Annotated in this window: 20 protein-coding genes; 1 reads left to right on the top strand and 19 read right to left on the bottom strand. The window is 29.9% G+C overall.

Annotation, left to right across the window (positions count from 1 at the left end; translation table 11 throughout):
• Position 1: 1 nt before the first annotated feature.
• The 16 genes from CX675_RS06115 to CX675_RS06040 all read right to left on the bottom strand — a co-directional run bounded on the left by CX675_RS06115 (position 2) and on the right by CX675_RS06040 (position 16,577).
• Positions 2 to 1,129, bottom strand: coding sequence for a glycosyltransferase (locus CX675_RS06115; RefSeq protein WP_130734329.1), 1,128 nt, complete (start codon positions 1,127 to 1,129; stop codon positions 2 to 4).
• A 2-nt stretch (positions 1,130 to 1,131) separates the two neighbouring features.
• On the bottom strand, positions 1,132 to 1,677 hold the full coding sequence (locus CX675_RS06110; protein WP_370277584.1) for a serine O-acetyltransferase: 546 nt from the start codon (positions 1,675 to 1,677) through the stop codon (positions 1,132 to 1,134).
• A gap of 1 nt (position 1,678) precedes the next feature.
• Positions 1,679 to 2,677, bottom strand: a complete 999-nt coding sequence (locus CX675_RS06105) for a glycosyltransferase family 2 protein (protein ID WP_130734327.1) — start codon at positions 2,675 to 2,677, stop codon at positions 1,679 to 1,681.
• Entirely contained in the window at positions 2,667 to 4,205 is a 1,539-nt protein-coding gene (locus tag CX675_RS06100) for a glycosyltransferase family 2 protein (RefSeq protein ID WP_130734326.1), read from the bottom strand. Before CX675_RS06100 ends, CX675_RS06105 begins: the two co-directional genes overlap by 11 nt.
• Entirely contained in the window at positions 4,202 to 5,353 is a 1,152-nt protein-coding gene (locus CX675_RS06095; protein ID WP_130734325.1) for a glycosyltransferase family 4 protein, read from the bottom strand. The genes CX675_RS06100 and CX675_RS06095 overlap by 4 nt, the downstream gene beginning before the upstream one ends.
• 3 nt (positions 5,354 to 5,356) lie before the next feature.
• Entirely contained in the window at positions 5,357 to 6,754 is a 1,398-nt protein-coding gene (locus CX675_RS06090; protein ID WP_130734324.1) for a UDP-glycosyltransferase, read from the bottom strand.
• Positions 6,755 to 6,764: 10 nt separating this feature from the next.
• Entirely contained in the window at positions 6,765 to 7,580 is an 816-nt protein-coding gene (locus tag CX675_RS06085; RefSeq protein ID WP_130734323.1) for a polysaccharide pyruvyl transferase family protein, read from the bottom strand.
• Position 7,581: 1 nt separating this feature from the next.
• The gene (locus CX675_RS06080; RefSeq protein WP_130734322.1) at positions 7,582 to 8,457 is read right to left on the bottom strand and encodes an N-acetylneuraminate synthase family protein; all 876 of its coding nucleotides are present in this window, start codon (positions 8,455 to 8,457) and stop codon (positions 7,582 to 7,584) included.
• Between the two features lie 87 nt (positions 8,458 to 8,544).
• A complete protein-coding gene (locus tag CX675_RS06075) occupies positions 8,545 to 9,702 on the bottom strand; it encodes an acylneuraminate cytidylyltransferase (protein ID WP_130734321.1) in 1,158 nt (385 codons plus the stop codon).
• Position 9,703: 1 nt separating this feature from the next.
• Complete coding sequence (locus tag CX675_RS06070; protein WP_240723599.1) at positions 9,704 to 10,837, bottom strand: glycosyltransferase; 1,134 nt, start codon at positions 10,835 to 10,837, stop codon at positions 9,704 to 9,706.
• Positions 10,838 to 11,908: a glycosyltransferase family 2 protein gene (locus CX675_RS06065; protein WP_130734320.1), complete on the bottom strand. Its 1,071-nt coding sequence runs from the start codon at positions 11,906 to 11,908 to the stop codon at positions 10,838 to 10,840. It lies immediately after the preceding gene.
• Positions 11,905 to 12,933, bottom strand: coding sequence for a glycosyltransferase family 2 protein (locus CX675_RS06060; protein WP_130734319.1), 1,029 nt, complete (start codon positions 12,931 to 12,933; stop codon positions 11,905 to 11,907). The genes CX675_RS06065 and CX675_RS06060 overlap by 4 nt, the downstream gene beginning before the upstream one ends.
• Positions 12,917 to 13,747, bottom strand: coding sequence for a polysaccharide pyruvyl transferase family protein (locus CX675_RS06055; protein ID WP_165395981.1), 831 nt, complete (start codon positions 13,745 to 13,747; stop codon positions 12,917 to 12,919). Before CX675_RS06055 ends, CX675_RS06060 begins: the two co-directional genes overlap by 17 nt.
• On the bottom strand, positions 13,740 to 14,327 hold the full coding sequence (locus CX675_RS06050) for a CatB-related O-acetyltransferase (protein ID WP_130734317.1): 588 nt from the start codon (positions 14,325 to 14,327) through the stop codon (positions 13,740 to 13,742). The genes CX675_RS06055 and CX675_RS06050 overlap by 8 nt, the downstream gene beginning before the upstream one ends.
• Positions 14,306 to 15,598 carry an ABC transporter ATP-binding protein gene (locus CX675_RS06045; RefSeq protein ID WP_130734316.1) on the bottom strand — a complete coding sequence of 431 codons (1,293 nt, stop codon included), beginning with the start codon at positions 15,596 to 15,598 and terminating at the stop codon, positions 14,306 to 14,308. The genes CX675_RS06050 and CX675_RS06045 overlap by 22 nt, the downstream gene beginning before the upstream one ends.
• A gap of 109 nt (positions 15,599 to 15,707) precedes the next feature.
• Positions 15,708 to 16,577 carry an ABC transporter permease gene (locus CX675_RS06040; protein WP_130734315.1) on the bottom strand — a complete coding sequence of 290 codons (870 nt, stop codon included), beginning with the start codon at positions 16,575 to 16,577 and terminating at the stop codon, positions 15,708 to 15,710.
• A 125-nt stretch (positions 16,578 to 16,702) separates the two neighbouring features.
• Between CX675_RS06040 and CX675_RS06035 the strand changes: the two genes are divergently transcribed.
• Positions 16,703 to 17,437 carry a tyrosine-protein phosphatase gene (locus CX675_RS06035; protein WP_130734314.1) on the top strand — a complete coding sequence of 245 codons (735 nt, stop codon included), beginning with the start codon at positions 16,703 to 16,705 and terminating at the stop codon, positions 17,435 to 17,437.
• Positions 17,438 to 17,442: 5 nt separating this feature from the next.
• Here the strand turns inward: CX675_RS06035 and CX675_RS06030 are convergent, their stop codons facing one another.
• Genes CX675_RS06030 through CX675_RS06020 form a run of 3 tightly spaced genes read right to left on the bottom strand, consistent with a single transcriptional unit; the run spans position 17,443 to position 22,518 of the window.
• Positions 17,443 to 19,806, bottom strand: a complete 2,364-nt coding sequence (locus CX675_RS06030; RefSeq protein ID WP_130734313.1) for a tyrosine-protein kinase — start codon at positions 19,804 to 19,806, stop codon at positions 17,443 to 17,445.
• A gap of 1 nt (position 19,807) precedes the next feature.
• On the bottom strand, positions 19,808 to 20,572 hold the full coding sequence (locus tag CX675_RS06025; RefSeq protein ID WP_130734312.1) for a polysaccharide biosynthesis/export family protein: 765 nt from the start codon (positions 20,570 to 20,572) through the stop codon (positions 19,808 to 19,810).
• Between the two features lie 41 nt (positions 20,573 to 20,613).
• Entirely contained in the window at positions 20,614 to 22,518 is a 1,905-nt protein-coding gene (locus CX675_RS06020; protein WP_130734311.1) for a nucleoside-diphosphate sugar epimerase/dehydratase, read from the bottom strand.
• Positions 22,519 to 22,521 lie beyond the last annotated feature (3 nt).

The following is a 22,521-nucleotide window of genomic DNA, read 5'->3' as shown; positions in this document are numbered from 1 at the left end:
ACTATTGAATTAGATTTTTTATTTCTGACTCAAATTTATCTAAAGTAAATTCTCTAGACCAAATTTTACCTTCATTTATTTTTTCAATATAAACTAAAGGGCGTGTTATAAGTTGTTCGATTTGGAACACGTCTTCCTGTAAATTCCCAGTAATCAGAATTCCTCTGTTTCCATTATCTAACATATAAGGAACACAGGAAATCTTAGTAGCTATTGGTAGACAACCCCAAAACATGGCTTCCGCAACTACTTTGGGCCAACCTTCACTTTTAGAAGGTAAAATTAAAAAATGATGCTCTTGATATGCTTTTTCAATTTTATCTTTGGGTTGGTTTCCTTTTAATTTAACAAATTCTTCTAACGCATGTTTCTCAATAAAATTTTGCAGATGTGCTCGTTCATTACCTTCTCCATATAATTCAAATACAACAGGAAACCCTTTTTTTTTCAGTTCCAAAATAATTTGTAAAGCATATAACGGTTGCTTTCCTGATGAAAGTGTCCCTACAAAAAGCATTTTAATTTGTTCTTTAAAAGTAACATTTTGTGGAATTTCATTTTGTGGAATTTCATTTTCTTTATAAGTTGCTGTAAAAAAAGACTTAATATTTTTACTTTGATCTTTCCACTGACCATATACCAATACTTGCATGTTTCTGGTCAAAAAAGTATTACTTAAAATCCATTTTTGCAATTTATAAGTAACAGGTTGTTTACTATTTGGATCCCAATTTCCAGCATATTTAGCGGTTTTAATTTTCTTAGGATAAAAAATTTGAGCAAAACAAGCAATTAATGTCATGTTCCCAGGGCATCTTAAATGAATATGGTTGGCATTTTTAATTGCTTTAAGAATAATCCAAAAATTAATTACAGAATAAAAAATGGCTTTAGTAACACTACTAAAAGATTGTATATCAAATTCTTTTAAAGGAATAATCCTATGAATCTTAAATATTACTTCGCTGTTTAAAATACCTCTATCTTCTTGCCAAATTGGGCAACAGAAATAAATTTCATCGGTATATTTTGCCCATAATTGCATCTCTTTTTCATAGGGACTATAAGCAAAATATTTTTGTTGTTTAGAAATTAAAGGTGCCGAAGATATAACTAATACTTTTTTCATTCTTAAATGTATTCTCTTGTTCCTTTATTAGAAACTTTTACAGCAGGAACACCTATTAAAACAGCGTTTTCTTCTGCATTTGTGTTTACCAATGAACAAGCACCAATTAAAACATTATCTCCTATCTTTATTTTTCCTGCAACTACTGCATTAGCACCAATATAAACATTATTACCTATAACAGGAACGCCTCTATGTGTTCCTAAACCTGAAATCCCAATAGTAACGCCTTGAGAAATGTTACAATTATTACCAATAATAGTTTGAGCATTTAGAATGATTCCACCAAAATGACCAATGTAAAAAGAATGCCCTATGCTTACAGACGCTGGAATAGAAATACCAGTAAGTATTTCAATCCATTTTTGCCAAATAAGACACATAAATCTCAAAATGGATTTAATAATAGGTAGTTTCATTTTGTAAACACCATTTGCAATTCTATATTGTAAAATGGCCCAAAATCCTTGGTTTAAAAAAAGGATGGTCATAAAATTCCCACCATACTTTTTATATTTTTTATAATCTGAAAATATATAGCGTATCAAATTAATTTAGTTTGGGTTTAGACAAAAATAAAGAAAACCAACCAATAATTCTACCCAAACTCTCAGTAAAAGCTGCTTTACGGTTAGCTGTCGTAATTACATTTGTTAATCGAATAAAGGTGAGCAAACAGGTAATTAAATGCCATTTTATTTTTGCTTTAAAAGAAGGGTTTGGGTATTTCACCCTCCAAACATACCATCCATTTTGCACTACCATTTTTCCATATTTATATTGATTAGGTCTTCCTGAAGCATCGTGAAAATGTCCTAACTGAGCGGCTGTATTTATATAAAGCTTACCACTTTTGGCCACTCTTAAGGTAAAGTCGGCATCCTCATACAACCCATAACCTTCAAAATAATTTGAAAAATGAAACGTATTAAAAACTGTTTTTTTAAAAGACGAAACGCCTCCCATTAATTGTTCTACTTCGTATATTTTATGGGATGGTGGTAAAAAACCAATACTTCTCCCATGTGAAAATTCGGGTAAAAATCCAGGTAAAACATCCGAATCTAAGCCTATTTTTTTTCGCAATATAAATCTTGAGCCTTCTTTTCTCTTCCAACCATCAAAATAAAACTCTTTAGCTTTGGCATCATAATTCTCTCCAACAAACTCCCATTTTACTTCATTATTAATATATCCACCTACTCCTAATGCTTCAGGAAAAGTTTGATATGTTTTTAAGATTTCTTCAAAATAGTTACTTTCTAATATTGTATCATCATCTAAAAAACAGATAATTTCTATAGCATCACTTACTTTTTGGATACCAAAATTTCGCTGTCTTGTGAGTCCTCTATCAATCGCGTCTACTTTATAATAAATTAGATTTCTAAAGTGTTTAGATAACTGTAATTTTTGGGTATCGTTATCTGGAGAACCATCAACAATTATGATTTCATTAGGATAAAAGGTTTGCAACGCAACTGAATTTAAAAGTTTTACAATTGCTTCTGCCCTTCTATAAGTACAAATAATTAAGCTAAATTGCATTTTTATTTAATAAAATAGTAGTCCATTTTTCACTTGCTTTCCATCTTTTTTGCATCGTTCTAAAATAACGAAAAGGATTCTTAATTTCTTGACTTTTATAAAATTTAAGAAATAAAATGGTTTTATATCCTTTGATTTGTGCTTCAGAATAATATTTTTTTCTAAAATATAAAACCGTAGGTGATGGTTTGGGTTGTATTATTTCCGTTTCCCAAGGATGAATAAATTTAGTTCTAAATCCTCCCATAGGAGCTTTAAGATGAGTAATTACTAAATTAGGCACATAGATTACGTCTTCTCCTATATTTCGCAATTGCAAACCAAATTCGGTATCTTCACCATAGCCAAACTCTAAAGCTAAGTCAAAGTGTATTTGTTGTATGATTTCACTCTTTAAAAAAGCATTTCCAGATCCAAAAATAGTTGTTTGAGCAATACAATTATTATGTATTATTTCCTTTGGTTGTGGATAAGCAGTAATTAAACAATTAACATGCAATCCTTTCAAATAACGAATTGCATTTTCTATAAGAGAAACATCAAATCTATTGTCGTCGTCATTTAAAAACACCCATTTACTAGTAACTTCTTCTAAAGCTTTATTTCTCGCTTGACAAGCTCCAGTTTGATGAGTAAAAATATGCTTTATTTGAAAAGGCCAATCTTCATTTTCTATATAGTCTAATTCAGAAGCACTTTCTGATAAAGGGTTTTGTTCAACAATAATTACATTTTGAGGCAAGACAGATTGTCTTTTTAAGTCGGTAAGTACATCATATAAATGTTTCTTTCTACCAATAGTAGGAATAATAACATCTATAGTTTCTTCAGAAAAATTATTTATTGCTGTTATTTCATCAGTTTTGAACACTGTGTTAAGTATTTTCTTTTTGGAAAACAATACTCCTTTTAAAAAGGAGAATAAAGGAACTTTCTTTTCGTATAAGAATAAATTTAAAAATAGTAAAAGCGTCCAAGTAATCTTATAATGTTGTTTTACAAAAGCAAATAAAATGCTTAAGGCTGCTGTTCTTTCTTCAACGATAACCTTTTCAACAATTAGTTTAGGATTAGAATAACAAAATAAACCTTTTGATTGGTAGTTTTTCCCAATATGTATTAAACTTAAATCGAAGTTAGAGTTATCCCATAGTTTCAAAGGAGTTAAAAGAATAGTCGTTGCTTTTATCACACCAACATAGCTGCTCATCTGCCATGTGGGATAGACCACCTCCTTATTAACATTAATAAAAGGACTGTCCTCTATATAACCTATCGCTCTAGGTAAAAAGTTAGCAAAGGGAGTATACGAAAAAAACAATCTATTCCCAACTAAAGCAGTTTCTATATAGGTTGTATCTATTTTTTCTGTTACTTTTTTATGGCACCAAATTATAATTTGTTCTTTGTATTCTTGTGCTAATACATATATTATTTTCCCTATAGTATTTTTGGAGTCAAAAGGAATAGGAGAACCATCATGAGTTATTGATTCAACTTGTAAAAAATTGTGAGATACAATAATCATCTTTTTGATATTACATTTTTATACAAAGTTATATTCTTTTTAGCTATGTTCTGAATATCAAAATTAGCTTCTACATAACTCCTAGCGAAAGCTCCCATAGTCATTACTTTTTGATTATCACGTAACAGCATGCTTATTTTATCGGCAAATTCTAGATGATTTGATGGATAAACCAAAAAACCACTTTTACCATCTTCCATTAATTCTTTTGCCCAACCTATATTACTATTCACAACTGGTTTTTGCAATGCCATACTTTCAATAGTAACCATTCCAAGAGTTTCTGCATAAGTTGGAAAGATACAAACATTCGCTTTTTTAATATACGTTTGAACCTCAAGATAAGGTATTTTCCCTAGATAGCTTACATTGATTAAATCATCAATATGAAATTGTTTTTGAAGTAACTCCCAAGTAGAAGCACTATTTGTTTGAATATCGCCTGAATCATTTCCAATTAAAATTAGTTTAGCTTCTGGATGATTTTTTCTAATTGAATTAAAAATAGCAGGCAATTCAAAAACCCCTTTTTTTCTAATAATGGTTCCTATATATAATATCAAACCGTTTTCATAAACTGCTGGTGTTTCATTCTTAAATTGTTCCAAATCTAAGCCATAATGAATCGTATGCACTTTATGCATTGGTACACCTAATAATCTTGCCGATTCTTTCCCTGCAAAATGGGTAGGTGCTATACAAATTTTTGCCTTTCTTGCAGCAAGTGTTTCAAATAAACGATTCTTCCACTTTTGTTTTCTTTTTTCTAGCTGACAGAAATAGGTATCACTACCATGAAAACGAATAATTAATGGAACGACGAAAGACATAAAAGCTGTTATTCCAGTCCAATCTGGTGCTTCAATTACATTAATCTTATTTTCTTTACACGCTTTATTGATATAATTTTGAAGATACATACGATACCAAAACCATTTTAAAAAAGGATATTTTTTATCTTCAATCAAATGAAAATGCACTCCATTTTCACTAAACTGCTGCGAGCAATTTTGTCCGTAAATGAATATGGAGACAGTTACATTTTCTTTCACCAAAGCTGCAACTAAGTTTTTAATACTTGTTCCTAATCCTCCTGCATGCTTTGTTTTTGCATGAGGATATTCTGGTGTTAGAAAAGCTATATGCATTTTTTAAGATTTTAAAATTTCCTCTATGCCATTCCATATCGTTTCAGAAGCTTGTGTAGGTTGTTTACCCACGACAATATCAAACCATTTTTTTCCTTCATAAACATTCGACAATTTACCGTCTAAAATGTTTTTTACAATTTCTGTTAAATCATTCTTTGAGTATACAAAAAGCGCAGCTTCTTTAGATGGCATCGAACGGAAATGAATATATTTATAATTCTGACCTATGTCTCGAATTCCTTTTCTTAACTGGGGTTGTTCATAATCAAAAAACAAGCAAGGTTTATCATGTGCTACAAAATCAAAAACCATTGAAGAGGCTATGTTACCTACAAATTCTGTATGGTGACAAATATTGGCTTGAAGAGCAAAATCTTCTTTGGTTGGCATAATTTCGTTCCAATTTGTACCAACAGGTCTCCATAACGGATCTATAGAAATAACAACATCTTTATACTTTGCTAAAATAGCATCGTATCGTTTTGTAAAATCTACAGGACATTTTCTATAAATGATACCTAAATTATATCCTTGTTTATTTAGAGCTCTAACCGAAATGGCTAAATCTTCTAAATAATATTGATCTAACGGAGACGTAACAATATCATCACCAGAAAAACAAATGTATTTTTTATTTAAATCTAGATTATATTTTTCAAAAAAAGTGGCTCTACTTTCTAATAGATCAGTCTCAAAGTGACTTTCAAACTGTGGTGTTCCAGTAACAAAAACTTGTTCGTCTCTTACATAAGGACAGTATTGAAGTAATTCATTTTTCATGTAATCGCTCCAAACAAAATAAAAATCTGGTTCAACCAGTGTTGTTGCTTTGGGTAAATTATCCCAAGAAAAAATAAATGATGCAGTAGGAATCCCTAAGTCTTGTGCTGCTAAGATAGGTGCAATAGCTTGCGTAGGTCTTGGATTAGTACAAAAAACAATATCAGGTTTATATTTTTCCAGTTGTTTTTTGCAATAATCATATTTAGAAGTAGCACGTTCTAATTCTTTTATCTTTTTTCGGATAGATTCAATTCCTTTTTCAGTAGATTTAGTGGCTACTAAAAAATCGACATTTAAACTTTTGATAGCATTTTTTAGACCTTTATACGACTGAGGAAAATTATAGGTATTGTAAACGGTTTCGTTAAATTTTTGATCAAAGACATTTAATTCGCAACGTTTTCTAGCTCTAGTATATACCGTTGTCCAAGGATTCAAAGTATGGTTTTCGATAAGAACCTCATCATATCCTAATTCTTCTTTTATTTTGAAGGGAGTATTATTCCAATAGGTTATTTCATACCCCATTTTTTTTCCAATGTTGTTAAAGTGGGTTAAAGCGAAATTACGCAGTCCTACTCCATCTGGTAAAAAAATAAATGCTTTCTTACTCATTTTTATATGATTATTTAAAAGGACAAACTGCCATTAATCCTTCTCTTAATTTATGCATCGTTTCTTGATTTGGCAAAAAAGGTTTCCCTATAAACAAAGGGGCTATTTCATCATCTAAAAAGGCAGTTTCTCTAATATTTGGCTTGTAGCTATTTAATCCTACAGATTCAAAATAATCTTGGTATTTAATATCGTCACCAAACACTTTATTAGAAAATTTTTGCCATACAGCTGGTATTTCATAAGCATGAGCAATAATAATACCGTGTAAAGAAGAAGATATAATTTTTTCACACTCTAAAAATTCCCTTGTCTTTGCTTCAACATCATTAGTCATCATATCAATCACTACAATGTCTTTATGGTTTGTATACCAGTTTTTAACTATCTCATAATCTTTATAATGAGGTACAATTCCAATTTTGTATTTTTTTTCGACCACAGGATTAAAAAAAAGAGGCAATAAAATAGCAGGATCACCATAAACTTCAGGTACTTGATATCCAAAATTTAATAAATATTTTCTTGTTTGCGGACCTCTAACAGCTAGAAAAGTAGCTTTTTTTATTTTGAATTCACAATTAATAATACCACTTCCCCAAACAATACATTTATGGTTTACATTATGAATAATACTTCCAATGGTAACATAAATAGGGCTAAAAAAATCAGCTATGGCTTTTTTTTTAGGCCAAGCGAAGACTACTTTTTTACCTGATATTTTTTCAACCAAATATTTGCCCAAAACATCCCCATAATTTTCTTTGGACTTGCCTTGAATAATTTTTTCATTCCACCAAAATAAACGAATTGTCTTTTGGAACATATTACACTTTCTTGTTTTTCAATTTATCTCGCTGTACTTGCTCAATAGGCAAAATATCTTGATTTTTAAAATGTAAAGCATTATGTACTGCTTTTAAATCTCTGGAAAGTTTACGCAATCCTTCTGGTTCTAACGAAGCAGCGTGATCTGTCCCTTTCCAAGTTCTGTCTAAAGTATAATGACGCTCAATAACATTGGCTCCAAGAGTAAAAGCAGCTATATCAACAGCAATTCCTAAATGGTGACCCGAAAAACCAATATGCTTCACCTTATCACCATATTTAGCAAGTAACAAATTAATGTCTAATAAACAAACATCTTCAAAAGGAACTGGATAACCAGAAGTACAATTGTATAAAACTAAATCGTGGTTTCTACCTTTATTTTCAAAAAATTGCACTAAATCTTCCGTTTCATGTTTTGTAGTCATTCCTGTAGAAATGTGAATTTCTCCTGTATAATTATCACATAACCATCCTAACATTTCATAATTATTATTACATGCGGAAGGAATTTTTATAAACTCTGGATTCAAAGAGGCGATTTCTTTAGCTGAAGTAGTGTCCCAAACTGAAGTAGAATATACTATTCCAATTTCTTCACAATACGCTTTTAACTCAGCATGTTGCTGTACATTAAACTCTAGATATTCACGATGTGCTCCATAGGTATCACCGTAAGAATTAGAAGGATTTGGATGGGGCGCATTATATTGCTCTTCAGTTAATAATTCAACATTGTTACGTTTTTGAAACTTAACAGCGTCTACATTACAAAATATTTTAGCTATTTTGATTAATTCTTTTGCTATATGCATTTCACCTTTATGGTTACATCCAATTTCAGCAATTACATAAGGTTTTTTATATGTATTCATTCTCATAAATTTGGGTTGGCAAATTAAACTAATTTTAGCCAATTAACAATAAACAAAGTAAGTAAATTAAAAATACTTCTACCTTGATTAAAATCTGTTGTTATATTTTAAGATCCATTCACAAACTTCTCTAATAGCACCATCAGCAGAATTACTATTTAAGACAAAATCTGCATGTTGTTTTACTATTTGGGTTGCATTTGCTGGTGCGAAAGACCATCCTACTGTACATATATTTGCTAAATCATTAACATCATCTCCTACATAAGCTAAATTGCACCAATTAATTTTATTATTTTGAATAAAATCCTGTAAAAAAGCGTACTTATCTTTTACGCCAAGAAAAGTGTGTTGAATTTGCAATTTATCCATTCTTTTTTTTACTAAAGCAGAATTTTCAGAAGTAATAACCATAACATCCACTTTATTTTGACGTAAAATTTCTAACCCCATACCGTCTCTCATGTCAAATTTTTTAGTTAACTCACCATTAGCATCATAATAAACACTTCCGTCTGTAAAAACACCATCTACATCTAAAACTAAATACTGAATATTTTCTTGTTTTTTAATTTTCTTTTGACGTTCAGCTAGTAAACTCTCTACTATATTCCAATCGGAAACACTATCTATTTCTATGAGTGTTTCTTCAGGCATTTCAACTAATCCGATAACGCCACTCACTCTGTTTTTAGAAGTTAAAAACGCTTCCTTTGTGGTAACGTATACCGCTCCATTTTCTATTAATAACCCTTGAAAGTCCTGTCTTCTTGGGCGGTTAAAAACATCATAATTTTGTGGTGTACCATTGCTGTCCCAAGTAAATCGATGTGTTTTTACGACACTCAAAGCAGCTGTTTTTCTTTCATTACTTATTTGATGCAATGCTGCATTAATATCTTCAGCATTAGTTAAAGGTGAGGTGGCTTGCAACAAACAAAGTATGTCAAAATTATAGTTTATTTTAGCTGCAAACTCTAGCATGGCACTTTCTGTTGAAGCGGTATCATTAGCATTTTCATCATTGCGAAGTAATCCTTTTATTTTATTTGTCCAATGATACTCTTTATTAATAAAAGTAAGAATTTCTTCATCGTCGGTAAAAACATAAACTTCGTCTAATTCAGAAAAAACAGCAGCACCTAAAACCCAAGAAAACAAAGGGCGCCCTAACAATTTCTTTTTATTTTTTCCTGGAATTCCTTTTGAACCTTTACGCAAAGGAATTATGGCTACTTTTTTCATATTACATTATTTCTAAATATTTTTCTCTTACTGCTTTTTCAATTACTTTATATTCAATTTTTAAAGCAATCTCTTCAAAATTATATTTTTGAACTTCTGCTAAAGTATTCATTTTTAAAGCATTTTCAATACTTTCAACAATTTTCTCTATCGATTCACAATCTTCAATTAAAATACCATTTACGTTATTTGTTATAATCTCTTCTGTCGCTCCTCCAGGATTAGACTGAATAGGAATGGCACCCATACAAATAGCTTCCAATAACGTGTTTGGCATTCCATCCGAATTACTATTCCCAATGTAATAAAGTGCCTCTCCCATTAATTGCAGCACTTCTTCATGCGAAATTTTCCCCAGAATTGTAAAATTATTCCAATTTTGTATAGGTCTTTTTTTAACGTACTCAATAACTTCTTTATCGGATCCAAAAACTTTTATTTTATAATCTTTTAATCTACTACTTATTTGCTCAACTGCCTTTAAAACAGACAGGACTCTTCCAGATCTTCCTTGAAATCCTTTTATTAAAATTGTTTTTCTTGCTATTAATGGCAATTTATATTTTTCCATTCTTTCTAACTCAAAACCACCTCCACCAGGAAAAACACCTAAAAACACACCTTTAAAACCATGGTTTTTAGCAATTTCATAATCCCTATTGCAATCGGTAAATAAATAATTTATTCTAGGCAAAACGGCTTGAATATCTTTTAAATAGAGAGATTCATTCTGAAAATAGTACAAATCACTTCCCCATGAAGAATACACCCATTTTAACTTAGGGTATTTATTCATTGTTTTTAAAATAGGCGAACAAGAAAGGTATAAAGCAAAACTATGAACTACATCGGGTTGTATTTCCGAAATAAAAGCTTCAAAAACAGCTTCAGTATTGTATTCATTAACGATTTGAATTGTTTTATACAGTTTGGGAAATTTATTTTTTACAAATTGTCTTCCTGGATAGTCCCATTTAAGCTTCCAATTATTTTTTTGATGTAACCAATTAATTCTACTTACCTGCTTACTCATTCCTGTAATATCAAACCAATAAATTTCATGTTCAGTATCTTTCAATTGGTTTACCCAACGAAAGAAATGAAGTGACGGAATGGAAACCATGACAATTTTCATCTATAACTTAATGCGTAAAATTATGGTATGCTCTTTCTTTTTATATTCAAAATAATATGGATTATTTCGGAAATTAACGATTATAACAGACAAAATTAGATTCGTAATTTCTTCAAAATTATAAAATTCTAAATGCTTTTTACCCAACTTCATTTTCAACCAATTTTTGGTATCTTTAAACAACTTGTGTTCAGAAACTTTAATAGTATAAACTCCTTTTTGAAGATTAAATAGTGTTCCTTGTAAAAATGCCTGAAGCTCATTCTTCTCATTAGTCAAATGTATTTCCATCTCATTTGTTTGGAGTGCTTCATACTCATTTTCAACTGGAATCAAACCATACTCAAAATAGGTATTGGCTTTTTTTATCTGGTTTTTTTGTGTTAATTTTAAATAATTATGATTGACTTGTTCTAATAATGAATGAAACGGCTCTGTACTATATGAACTTCTGTATTGTTTCGGATGCCACTGATGTTTCATAAGAACCTCCTCATCGTAAAATTTTACTGAAATTCCAGAATTAAGTAATCGAACATGCACATCTGTATCTTCAGCTCCCCAACCATGGTAAAACTCATCATAACCTTGTAATTCTTTTAGAAGATGCGTAGGATAAAAAGTCATCCCTGTGGCTTCTTTGTTAGAAAGAAATGCGGTTTTATAAGCATCAAAAGTCTTATTTAAAAGACTTTCTTCTTGAGAAAGAAATCCTACTTGGAAATAAAAGACTTCTTCTAAAGATTGCATTTGATACAATTTGGCTATAAAATTTGGTGCAAAAATCATATCTATATCGCCTACAAAAAACGAAGCTGTAGTACATTCTTTTAACACGGTATTAATGGCTCTACTTTTATTCCATAACTGACCAGAAACTGGATAAAATTTAGCTGTTACAAAATCATAATTCTCTATTATTTCCTTACATAAGGATACATATTCAGAATGAGAACCATAATCTACAAAGAAACATTTAAACTCTTTTACGGATTGCGTTTTTAAAGAATCTAAACATTTTTTTACAATAGACAGGTCTCTATTTCTATTTGTTATAACCAATGTAATCATGATATAAAGTCATTAATTTGTTTCTTACTCAATCCTTTATATCTCAGAATTATCATTTGAATTTTCTTGAAATAAAAAATTTTTTTAAAAAATTTTTCAGACAAAAAATAGCGAATCGGTTTTTTCTTAATAATAGATAACGATTCATAGTTTTCCGTTCTTTTTTCTTGATTTGCTAACGAAACAAACTCTTTTTCCATCCATTCCTCGAGATGATTTCCTAAATGATAAGCGTAATTATCGTATGTTGCTAATCGATAAGCACCTCTTTTTATAACGGGTTCGTCTGTATATAAGAATTCGCTATTTCCCCCTAATTTGTACTGGCTATTTTTTTTAGGTAATTCGGAGAATACTTCTGTTTTGTAAGTTGCCACAAAATGAGAGCACCCTAAAACAGCAATTGTTCCGTTTTTAGATTGTAACGTTCCTATAACATCTTTATATTTCTCATCTAACCAAGGCCAACCAATACTTTTGGCGAATTTAGTCATGGCTTCAGTATTTTTAACTTGCCTAAAATATAGTTTTTTTGAAAATAAATACTTCATCCATATGTTACTGGTTAAATTTAAATGTTTTCTAAAGACAGGTACAGGGCAAACCGCTCCTGCATTCGGAAAGGCGTTAAAAACCTCAACTACAGCTTCTTCCCATCCATTGCAGAACAAAACATCTGCATCTGTTATGGTAACTAATCGTTCTTCTGTAGTTCTCAAAGATTTCAGAATGCTATTTATTTTACCAATATCTTCTTTTTCTATGATGAGCTCGTCTATATGTCCTTCATTTTGTAACTGAAGCAGTTTTTGGTTAACCCTTTCACAAGTATTGTTACTTATTACAGAAATTTTCAAATAGGTAGCACTTGTTTTTACTATGGAAAACAAACACATTTTAAAAATTTCAAAGGCATCTTTATAATATCCTTCCAAATTTGGAATATATAAAGGAATTATTACTCGATGTGAAGATTCTCGAAGATGAATTAAAATATCTTTAGATTGATTATTTCCTTTTCTCATTTTTTTTAAAAGGGCAAGAAGATAATAGTTGATTTTGCCTTAAAATTAATAAATCTTCAACAGCTAATACACTATTTTTATGTTGTTCTATCAAAGTTATAAATTTTTCATAACTACATTCTTGAATTTCTAATGCAATTTCTTTAGGGTAATATATTCCTACTGATTCGAAATAATCATAAAATTTGACATTATCACCTGCTAATTTATTTGAAAACTTTACCCATAAAGCTGGAATACCATATGATTGAGGAACAATAAGACCATGAAGTGAAGAAGAAATAATTGTTTTGCACTCTAAAATTTCTCGAGTCGTTTTTTCAATATCATCGGTCATTAAATTAATTACCTTTATTCTTTCATCATTAGCAAAAAAACTGCTAACACTCTCATAATCTACATAATGGGGAATAATTCCTAATTCCTTTTTCTTTTCTATTGTATTAGGAATTAGTTTTGGCAATAATAGTGCTGGATCTCCAAATACTTCTGGCACTTTATAGCCAAGTTCTAATAGCCGTTTTCTAGTTCGTGGTCCTCTAACAGCTAAAAATTTAGCCTCTCTAACATTTTGATTTTCTTTGATAATACCACTTCCCCAAACAATAGAATTTTTACTTACCGCCCAAATAATACTTCCTACAGTTACATAGTGTTTTATTAAAAGACGAAACCACCTGTCCATAGGGTGTGAAACTTGATGTACTTTTTTACCTGATAGTTTCTCAACAATATAAGGAGCTAGTATATCACCATAATTATCAAGTTCACCTCTTTTATTTAAAGACCACCAATAAACGTATATTCTATTCATTTGTGTTGTAATTTGTAAAGAAAAAATCTTTGTTTTTCTGTATGGTTTCATCATCCCAATTCCACCATTCAGATTCTAGTAGTTTTTCTTTTGTTTTTTGTGAGAATCTATCTTTTATATATTTTGCTGGAACACCACCTACAATAGTATAAGCGGCAACATCTTTTGTAACCACACTACCCGTTCCAATAATGGCTCCAGTTCCAATGATTACATTGGGTAAAATTGAAACATTATCTCCTATCCAAACGTCGTTACCAATGACAATTGAATACTCAGATGTATTTCTATTTTCATTTTTAGGCTTTTGTTGAAAATGCTTTTGATAAAATCCATATTGCATCACTGGGAAATTGTAGTCATGATTAGACGTAATCAGTTTAATATCTCTTCCAAAAGCACAGTAAGAACCAATTTCAATTTTGTAATTCCCTCTTATTTCGAGACGACCATTATGATAACTATTTTTACCTACATACAAATTATTAGAAGACAACATTTTTATTGGTAATTTCTCATTTTCCAATAAATTCTTGACTTTCAATTGCAACCATCTCTTTATTCTTGATTTAATTCCCATAATGCATTTGAATAAATAAACAAGTTTCCTTTTGGTATTCTTCCAGTACCATAAATATCGTTTGGAATAATACTAAAACCAAGACAATCTTCTTTGATACTAATTGTGGTATTATTTTCAGCAAGTGCTATTGTTACGGTATAATCTCCAGGCATTAATTTTAAATCGGGAACCGTTACTTTAAAAATAAAATCTTTCGTTGCCGAAAATGACTCTTCCATTATCTCATGAGATCGTATTGCGGCTATTCTTGTACCACTTGCATTTGATATAATGATACTAGCCTTCAAATTATGATACGCTTGTTTTACTGAGACAAACATCATAAATTCTAAACTATCTCCCATTAAAATTCCACTAGATGAAGATTTTTCATTAAGTGAATTTACCGAACCTATTTGAAATCTAGAAATTTCTATAGCTGTATTCTCCTTTTTAAAAGCAACATAGTTGTCATTAGTAAATGAAAAAACACTACTCTTTAAATACAAATCGATTGTTTTATCTATATCTCCAAAAAATGTTGTTTTGCCATTTTCTATTAACATACCACGAGTACACAAACTTTTCACAGCTGCCATATTATGACTTACAAACAATACGGTCCTACCTCCTTCTCGCGAAATATCTTGCATTTTACCAATAGCTTTTTTTTGAAACTCAGCATCTCCTACAGCTAGTACTTCATCTACCACTAAAATTTCTGGTTCTAAAAAAGCCGCTACTGCAAAAGCTAAACGCACCGTCATTCCACTGCTATATCTCTTGGTTGGAGTATCTATGTAACGTTGACAACCGCTAAAGTCAATAATTTCATCTAGTTTTGAAGTAATCTCTTTTTTTGTCATTCCTAAAATGGCACCGTTTAAATAGATGTTCTCTCTTCCAGTTAATTCAGGATTAAACCCTGTCCCTACTTCTAATAATGACGCGATTCTTCCTTTCGATTTAATTATACCAGTTGTAGGCGAAGTTACTTTAGACAATATTTTCAGTAAAGTTGATTTTCCTGCTCCATTTTTTCCAATAATCCCTAGCACTTCTCCTTGTTCAACTTCAAAATTAATATCTTGTAAAGCCCAAACATACTCGCTATTTCCTTTAGTACTTCTATCATTAGTTTCTCCCACTTTTAAATAAGGATCTTCTTTGCCTCTTATTTTATGCCAAAACCGGTTTAAATCATGGCTTAAGGTTCCTGTTCCCACAACACCTAATCGATATTGTTTAGAAATATTTTCAACTTTTAATATGCTATTTTTCTGACTCATTTCATTTTAGTTAATATCAAAAACAAGTATTGATTTAAAATCCAGAGTTTCATTTTTAATCTTATCTCTTTTATCTTACTTCTTGTTTCTTTTATCTTGGTATTTGGTGTTATACAGTATCTATGAATTTTTTTTCTGTTTGATTAAAAATTACTAATCCAAAAAGAAATACGGCTAATGTAAAAATAATAGTATAAAGTAGCCCAAAATAAGATAAACTCCCTTCGTTTAATAAAATATAACGAGAAGTTTCAACTACATAGGCCAATGGATTATACTCGATTATCCAACCAAATTGAGGTAATTTTTCTTGAATTAAAGCCATAGGATACATTACAGCTGATACATACATCAACAATTGCACTCCAAAAGTGACTAAAAAAGTTAAATCGCGATATTTTGTAACCAAAGAAGAAATAATCATACCTAAGCCTAAACCTAAAAACCCCATAATAATTACTAGAAAAGGAAAAAGCAAAATCGTTTCTGAAAGTGTATTTGACATACCTTGCGACACATAATAAATGTAAAACCCAATGAAAATAAGTAATTGTATTCCTAGTTTTACTAAATTAGTTATTACAATAGATAATGGCATAATTACTCTTGGAAAATAAACTTTTCCAAAAATAGCTGCATTTTTCTTAAACGTATCTGAGGTTTCTGTTAAACAAGTTGAAAAATAATTCCAGATAACAATTCCAGATAAATTAAACAACAAAGAAGGCACTTCCCCTGTTTTTATTCCTGCAACATTATTAAAAATAATAGTAAAGGTTATAGCTGTAAACAATGGTTGTATTAAATACCAAAGTGGTCCAAGTACTGTTTGTTTATATACTGTTACAATATCTCTTTTCACAAAAAGAAGCAACAAATCTCTATATCTCCAAACTTCTTTTAGGTTTAAAGAAAAAAAATTGCTTTTAGGTTTTATTTCAAATAACCATTCTTCAGCAGAATGCACTGGTTTATTCATATAGATTGGGCTCTTTCATTAGAATTGGCTCAAAAATAAGCTATTTTGTATAATTTAGGAAGTTTTCCTAGCCACATAATCTATTTTATTATCTAATAAGTCTATTTTTGCAAAAAAAAGCTATTATGTTCTCCTTATTCAAATCTAAGCCAAAATTATACGAACTCATTCCTGATGGTTATGTAGACATTCATTCTCATATTTTACCTGGTATTGATGATGGTGCTAAAACGATTGACGATACAGAATATTTAATGAAGCAAATGTTAGATTTTGGTTTCCAAAAAGCAATTGCGACTCCTCATACCATGAATACTGTATGGGAAAACACAAAAGAAACTATTGAAGCAACTAAAACTAAAGTTGAAAAGGAATTACCTGTAGAAAGCAATAGATTACATTTAAATTGTGCTTCAGAATATTTTATGGATGATCGTTTTGTTGATCGTTTTCAAACAGAAAGCTTACTCACTCTAAAAGACAATTATGTTTTAGTAGAAATGTCTTATTTAAATGCTCCTATTCAACTATTTGACATTCTTTTTGAGCTACAATTAAAAGGATACCAGCCTGTTTTAGCACATCCAGAACGATACACTTTTTTTCATTCTAATTTCAAAGAATACGAAAAGTTAAAAAAAGTTGGCTGTCTTTTTCAATTAAACTTACTTTCTATTGTAGGTTATTATGGGAAAGAGGTGAGTAATGTTGCTGAAAAATTATTAGCACAAGATTTAATTAATTTTACAGGTTCAGATATTCATCATAAAAATCATATTTTATCTTTTCGTGATAAAATAATCATCAAATCTTTAGATAAATTTGAGATGGCCATACAACAAAATTCATTCTTTAAATAAATGATTTATTTTTTAAGAAATGGAATAAATGCATACCAAGGTTTCTTTTCCATTTTTTGTCCATAACCATAGCCATAGCCATAACCATAACGCAAGTTAATTTCGGTATCATTGATTAAAATTGACATATTGGGTAATTTTTTCTCCCTATACAATCGTTCTGGTAACTCTAACATTCTTTTATCTAAGAAGTTAGCCCTTGTAACATAAATAAAAGCGTCTGCATATTTGGCAATCAAAAGGGTGTCTGTTACTAAGCTTACTGGTGCTGTATCCACGATGATATAATCATATTCATTTCTAAGTTGATCAAACAAATCACCAATTTTCTTATTCATCAATAATTCTGCTGGATTAGGAGGAATAATTCCAGCTGGAAGAACGTTTAAATTTTTGTAACCTTCAATTTTAGTAATATATTCTTGGATGTTTTTAGATTCCTTAGATGATAAATAATTAGTCACTCCTTTAGATGATAATTTTAAATATTCATCTAATTTTGGATTACGAATATCCAGTCCTATTAACAATACTTTCTTTTCAGATAAGGCAATTGTGGAGGCCAAATTAACAGAAATAAATGTTTTTCCTTCCTTAGGATAAGTAGAGGTTAAAAAAATAACTTTTGCTTTATTCTCTGGCACATTGGTTAACAAAAATTCTAAATTAGTTCTCACAATTCGAATGGCTTCAGCGGTACTTGTTCTACTTGTACTATCGATAACCAATTGATTGCTTTCTAGTTTTGGAATTTCTCCTAAAAAGGGAATAGTGGTGTTTTTTTCTAAATCAGCTCTAGACTTAATTTTAGTATCAAATAAATCGATAAGATAAAGTATCCCAAAGGGAATTAAGAATCCTAACAATAATGCACCAAGATATATCATTCTACGGTTAGGAGAAACTGGGCTTTTTGAAGCTTTAGCAGCATCTATAACTTTTGCATTAGGTGCTGTAACTGCTAAAGAAATGGCTGTTTCTTCTCTTTTTTGAAGAAGATACAAATACAAAGACTCTTTTATATTTTGCTTTCTATCAATGTCTCTTGAATTTCTTTCTTGCGATGGAATTTGAGAAATTTTGCCACTTAAAATGGCATTTTGCCTAGCTAAATCATTTCTTTTTATTTGTAAGGATGACTTTAACTGACTTAAACTCGAGCTCACACTACTTTTTAAAGCATCAATTTTAGACTCTAAATTTTGTACTAACGTATTTTTTGATCCAGCAGTTTTTAAAAGTTTATTTTTTTGGAGTACCAATTCATTATATTCCGCAATTAACTGACTTGCTCCTTGCTCCTGACCTATTATATTTACAGGAATGAGTTCTTTCGTATCTGAAGAATTAACATAATTTATCATGGTTTCCACAACTCTAAGTTGTGTAGCGTTGTCTACTTGCATGCGTTCAAAATCGCTAGCATTTTCTAAATACAATCCAGCTTCTGAAACAACATCAGTTATTTTATTATTCTTCTTGAATACTTCTTTATCTTTTTCTACATCTTGTAATTCTTCTGAAATAATGCTAAGTCTTTGTTCTATAAATTTTGACGTATTTTCTGATATATATTTTTTATCCTCAATAGCGTCTTTATTATAATTTTCTACCAATGCATTTAAAAAGTCTTCCGCTTTTTCTCCTACCGGATCAACAATACTAAGCTCTATAACACTTGTATTTTTACTTAAAGCAGCCACATTTAGCCTATTTTTAAAACTTTCCGTAACTTGGCTTACAGGATTAATTTGAACACCTACGTTGAATGGATTTTTAACCAAATTAGGGCTATTTACAAGTACAGTAAACTTATCTGTTCCTATTTTAAATGTCTCCCCATATTTAAATGTTCCTTTTTTAACATCTGATTTATCATAAATAGTAAAACTCACTGAAGTTGCTTTTTCAATTCTATAAAAATGACTTTGTGAGAAAAAATTAACTGAATTATCTAGTAAAATTAATTTTACAGGTGATTTTTTATATAGCTCTTCCCATTTAACTCTTCCCTGAGTTAAATAAGTGACATTTAATTCTAATTCTTTAACGGTAGATTCAACTAGAGTTCTAGATTTTACTACTTCAATTTCGTTATCTACATTGCTTTTTACATTAGTTATTAGTCCTAAATCGGAAAAAGCAGAAAGTTCAGAAGCCATATTTCCTTTTCTATCATCTTTAACCAAAATAGTGGCAACTGCTTTATAACTTGCGATAGTATATCTTAAATATAAAAAAGCAGATAGTATTGCTAAAAACAATCCTAAAACAAACCATTTCCAGTGTTTTACATATTTAACAACTTCTTCTTTAAAATTAAAGTTATTGTTTTGATTATGTTGTTCTGTGGTATGTAAATGTTGCATTTTATCTAGTTGTTAAAGCGATAATAGTTACGATTAAAGATAATGCTGAAATTCCTACTGTAAGATTTGGACCAATTAAAGAAGAATTTACTCTTGTTTTATTAGGTTCTACATAAACAACATCATTTTGAGATAAGTAATAAAAAGGAGAGTTTATAAAATCAGATTTTGTGATATCTATTCTTTCCATAATTTTATTACCATTTTGTTCCCGTATTAATAAGATATTATTTCGTTTCCCATAAATAGTTAAGTCACCAGCTAAACTTAAGGCTTCCAAAAGGGTTATTCTTTCACTTTTAATGGTAAAGCTTCCTGGTTTTGTAACTTCACCTAATACCGTAACTTTAAAATTCAAAATTCTCAAGTTAATGATAGCATCAGTAACATGATCTTTTAGTTCTTGTTTTAATTTTACTATAGCTTGTGTTTTTGTTAAACCTCCAAGATGTAAACTACCTAAAATAGGAAATTCAATATTTCCATTGGCATCCACAATGTAGGTTTGCATTTTTACATTTCCAGAAGCTTCTTCTATATTATTATCAACAACTACAGATTTTAAATTATAAGGAGCTGCTATTTCAGGGTTTTCAGATGAAACTAAAATTAAAAGAACATCATCAGATTGTATGTAAGGTTCATATGTGTTTTCTGATATTGCTGATGTTGTATTATTTTGAAGATATACTACATTTTTTTTCGAAGCACATGAAAATAAACTTAATACAAGAATTAGAAAGAATAATCTTTTAAAATATTTCATTAGGTATTTTTTTTTGCAAATATAAGTTAGATATAATTAAATTACTTATCTAGGCATTCATAAATAGAGTTCATACTTTTAAATTCTGGAATGATTTTTTTCATTTCTGATACAATATCTAAATCTGTTGAAAATTTTGCTTTATCAATTAAATTTGTAATCATAATGAGGTTTTCTTCATAATTTTCATCCAATTCCTGACAAATCATAATTTTATCATGATGGGTAGGCAGTGTTTTAGAAGTATCGTTTAACAATTCTTCATATAATTTTTCTCCTGGGCGCAGACCTATTACTTCGATATCTATGTCTTTATAGGGTTCGTAACCTGCTAATTGTATCATTTTCTTAGCTAAATCGATAATTTTAACAGGTTTACCCATATCAAAAATATAAATTTCTCCACCTTTACCCATAGAACCCGCTTCTAAAACTAATTGACAAGCCTCTGGAATAGTCATGAAATAACGTATAATTTTAGGATGTGTAATGGTTATTGGCCCTCCTTTTTGGATTTGTTCAGAAAAAAGTGGCACCACAGATCCATTAGAACCTAGAACATTTCCAAAACGAGTAGTTATAAATTTGGTAACTTTTTTCTCGTCGTTTTTAAATTTAAAATATAAAGATTGAACATATTTTTCAGCAATTCTTTTACTTGCTCCCATAACATTACTAGGATTTACTGCTTTATCTGTAGAAACCATAACAAATTTCTTCACGTTGTATTCTAAAGATAAATCTGCAAGATTTTTTGTTCCTAATACATTGGTAAAAATAGCCTCAGAAGGGTTTTCTTCCATTAATGGTACATGTTTGTAAGCTGCAGCATGATATACCATACTAGGTTGGTATTTTTCAAAGACTCTTTTCAAAACAACCTTATTTCTAATATCTCCAATTAAAGGAACAATTTCTATTCTCTTTTCAAACTTTAAAATTTCAATACATAATTTATGTAATGGCGATTCGGCTTGATCAAAAATAATAATACGTTGCGGGTTAAACTCTAATACTTGCCAAACTATTTCACTTCCTATGGAACCTGCTCCACCCGTAATTAAAATCGTTTTATTTGAAATTTGCTTTGAAATTAATTTATTATCCAAAATAATGGGTTTTCTTTCCAATAAATCTTGAATTTCGAAATTTTTAATTTTTTTAGAGATTTCGGTTTTATTTTCCCAATCGGAAATAATAGGTACTACATACACTTTGATATTGTTTTCCAAGCAATCGTCTACAATTCTTATTTTTTCATCTTTAGTTAACGATTTTTCAGCCAAAATAAGTGTTTTTGCTCCCAAAGAGCGTAAGAGTACAGAAGCCTTTTTGTTTTTATACAAAATAGGCAATCCTAAAATACTCTTCGATTTATTATGTCTAGATTTATCTAAGAAAGCAACTATTTTAAATCGGGCTGGTATTTCAGATTTTACAGCATTTGCAACAGCAATTGCATTAGCATCTGAACCATACACAACTGTTCTTATTAAGGTTTTTGAATCTATAGTATTAATTTCAAAGGCGAACTTCACCAATAATCTAAAAAAGAATAAAAAGGTAAACGATAAAACAAAGCTTATTATTAAACCTGGAAAGAGAAAAATTTTCTTTTGAAAAATAATAAAAGAGCCGTAATTAAAAATACTTAGAACTAAAAAAGAACAAAAACTGGCAAAAAATAGTTTTACGGCATCTATAAAAGTAGAATGCCTAATAATACCTGAAAAAGTCTTAAATACTCTAAAAAAAACAATATTAACTAGTAAAATTAAAAGATATTGTTGCGATAAAGAAATAGTGTCATAAAACCCTAAGGTTAAATTAATTAATATAATATGCGTTAAAGCATTAGCCAAAACTAAAATACCTATATCAATGCAAAAAATTATCCACCTCGGTAGATATCCTATTGAAAATAATTTTTCATTAAGCTTAATCATTTT

It is taken from the genome of Flavobacterium sp. J27, from assembly GCF_004303025.1.
Lineage (GTDB): Bacteria > Bacteroidota > Bacteroidia > Flavobacteriales > Flavobacteriaceae > Flavobacterium.
The sequence above is the reverse complement of the archived record's forward strand: the minus strand, read 5'-3'. Positions and strand labels throughout refer to the sequence as shown.

Bases quoted from the DNA above. Each gene is read 5' to 3' on its own strand.
- CX675_RS06095 (WP_130734325.1), bottom strand. From the start codon at position 5,353: ATGCATATAGCTTTTCTAACACCAGAATATCCTCATGCAAAAACAAAG.
- CX675_RS06115 (WP_130734329.1), bottom strand. From the start codon at position 1,129: ATGAAAAAAGTATTAGTTATATCTTCGGCACCTTTAATTTCTAAACAA.
- CX675_RS06050 (WP_130734317.1), bottom strand. From the start codon at position 14,327: ATGGGAATTAAATCAAGAATAAAGAGATGGTTGCAATTGAAAGTCAAG.
- CX675_RS06100 (WP_130734326.1), bottom strand. From the start codon at position 4,205: ATGATTATTGTATCTCACAATTTTTTACAAGTTGAATCAATAACTCAT.
- CX675_RS06025 (WP_130734312.1), bottom strand. From the start codon at position 20,572: ATGAAATATTTTAAAAGATTATTCTTTCTAATTCTTGTATTAAGTTTA.
- CX675_RS06105 (WP_130734327.1), bottom strand. From the start codon at position 2,677: ATGCAATTTAGCTTAATTATTTGTACTTATAGAAGGGCAGAAGCAATT.
- CX675_RS06075 (WP_130734321.1), bottom strand. From the start codon at position 9,702: ATGAAAAAAGTAGCCATAATTCCTTTGCGTAAAGGTTCAAAAGGAATT.
- CX675_RS06090 (WP_130734324.1), bottom strand. From the start codon at position 6,754: ATGAGTAAGAAAGCATTTATTTTTTTACCAGATGGAGTAGGACTGCGT.
- CX675_RS06080 (WP_130734322.1), bottom strand. From the start codon at position 8,457: ATGAATACATATAAAAAACCTTATGTAATTGCTGAAATTGGATGTAAC.
- CX675_RS06030 (WP_130734313.1), bottom strand. From the start codon at position 19,806: ATGCAACATTTACATACCACAGAACAACATAATCAAAACAATAACTTT.
- CX675_RS06085 (WP_130734323.1), bottom strand. From the start codon at position 7,580: ATGTTCCAAAAGACAATTCGTTTATTTTGGTGGAATGAAAAAATTATT.
- CX675_RS06035 (WP_130734314.1), top strand. From the start codon at position 16,703: ATGTTCTCCTTATTCAAATCTAAGCCAAAATTATACGAACTCATTCCT.
- CX675_RS06060 (WP_130734319.1), bottom strand. From the start codon at position 12,933: ATGAGAAAAGGAAATAATCAATCTAAAGATATTTTAATTCATCTTCGA.
- CX675_RS06020 (WP_130734311.1), bottom strand. From the start codon at position 22,518: ATGATTAAGCTTAATGAAAAATTATTTTCAATAGGATATCTACCGAGG.
- CX675_RS06040 (WP_130734315.1), bottom strand. From the start codon at position 16,577: ATGAATAAACCAGTGCATTCTGCTGAAGAATGGTTATTTGAAATAAAA.
- CX675_RS06055 (WP_165395981.1), bottom strand. From the start codon at position 13,747: ATGAATAGAATATACGTTTATTGGTGGTCTTTAAATAAAAGAGGTGAA.
- CX675_RS06070 (WP_240723599.1), bottom strand. From the start codon at position 10,837: ATGAAAATTGTCATGGTTTCCATTCCGTCACTTCATTTCTTTCGTTGG.
- CX675_RS06045 (WP_130734316.1), bottom strand. From the start codon at position 15,598: ATGAGTCAGAAAAATAGCATATTAAAAGTTGAAAATATTTCTAAACAA.
- CX675_RS06065 (WP_130734320.1), bottom strand. From the start codon at position 11,908: ATGATTACATTGGTTATAACAAATAGAAATAGAGACCTGTCTATTGTA.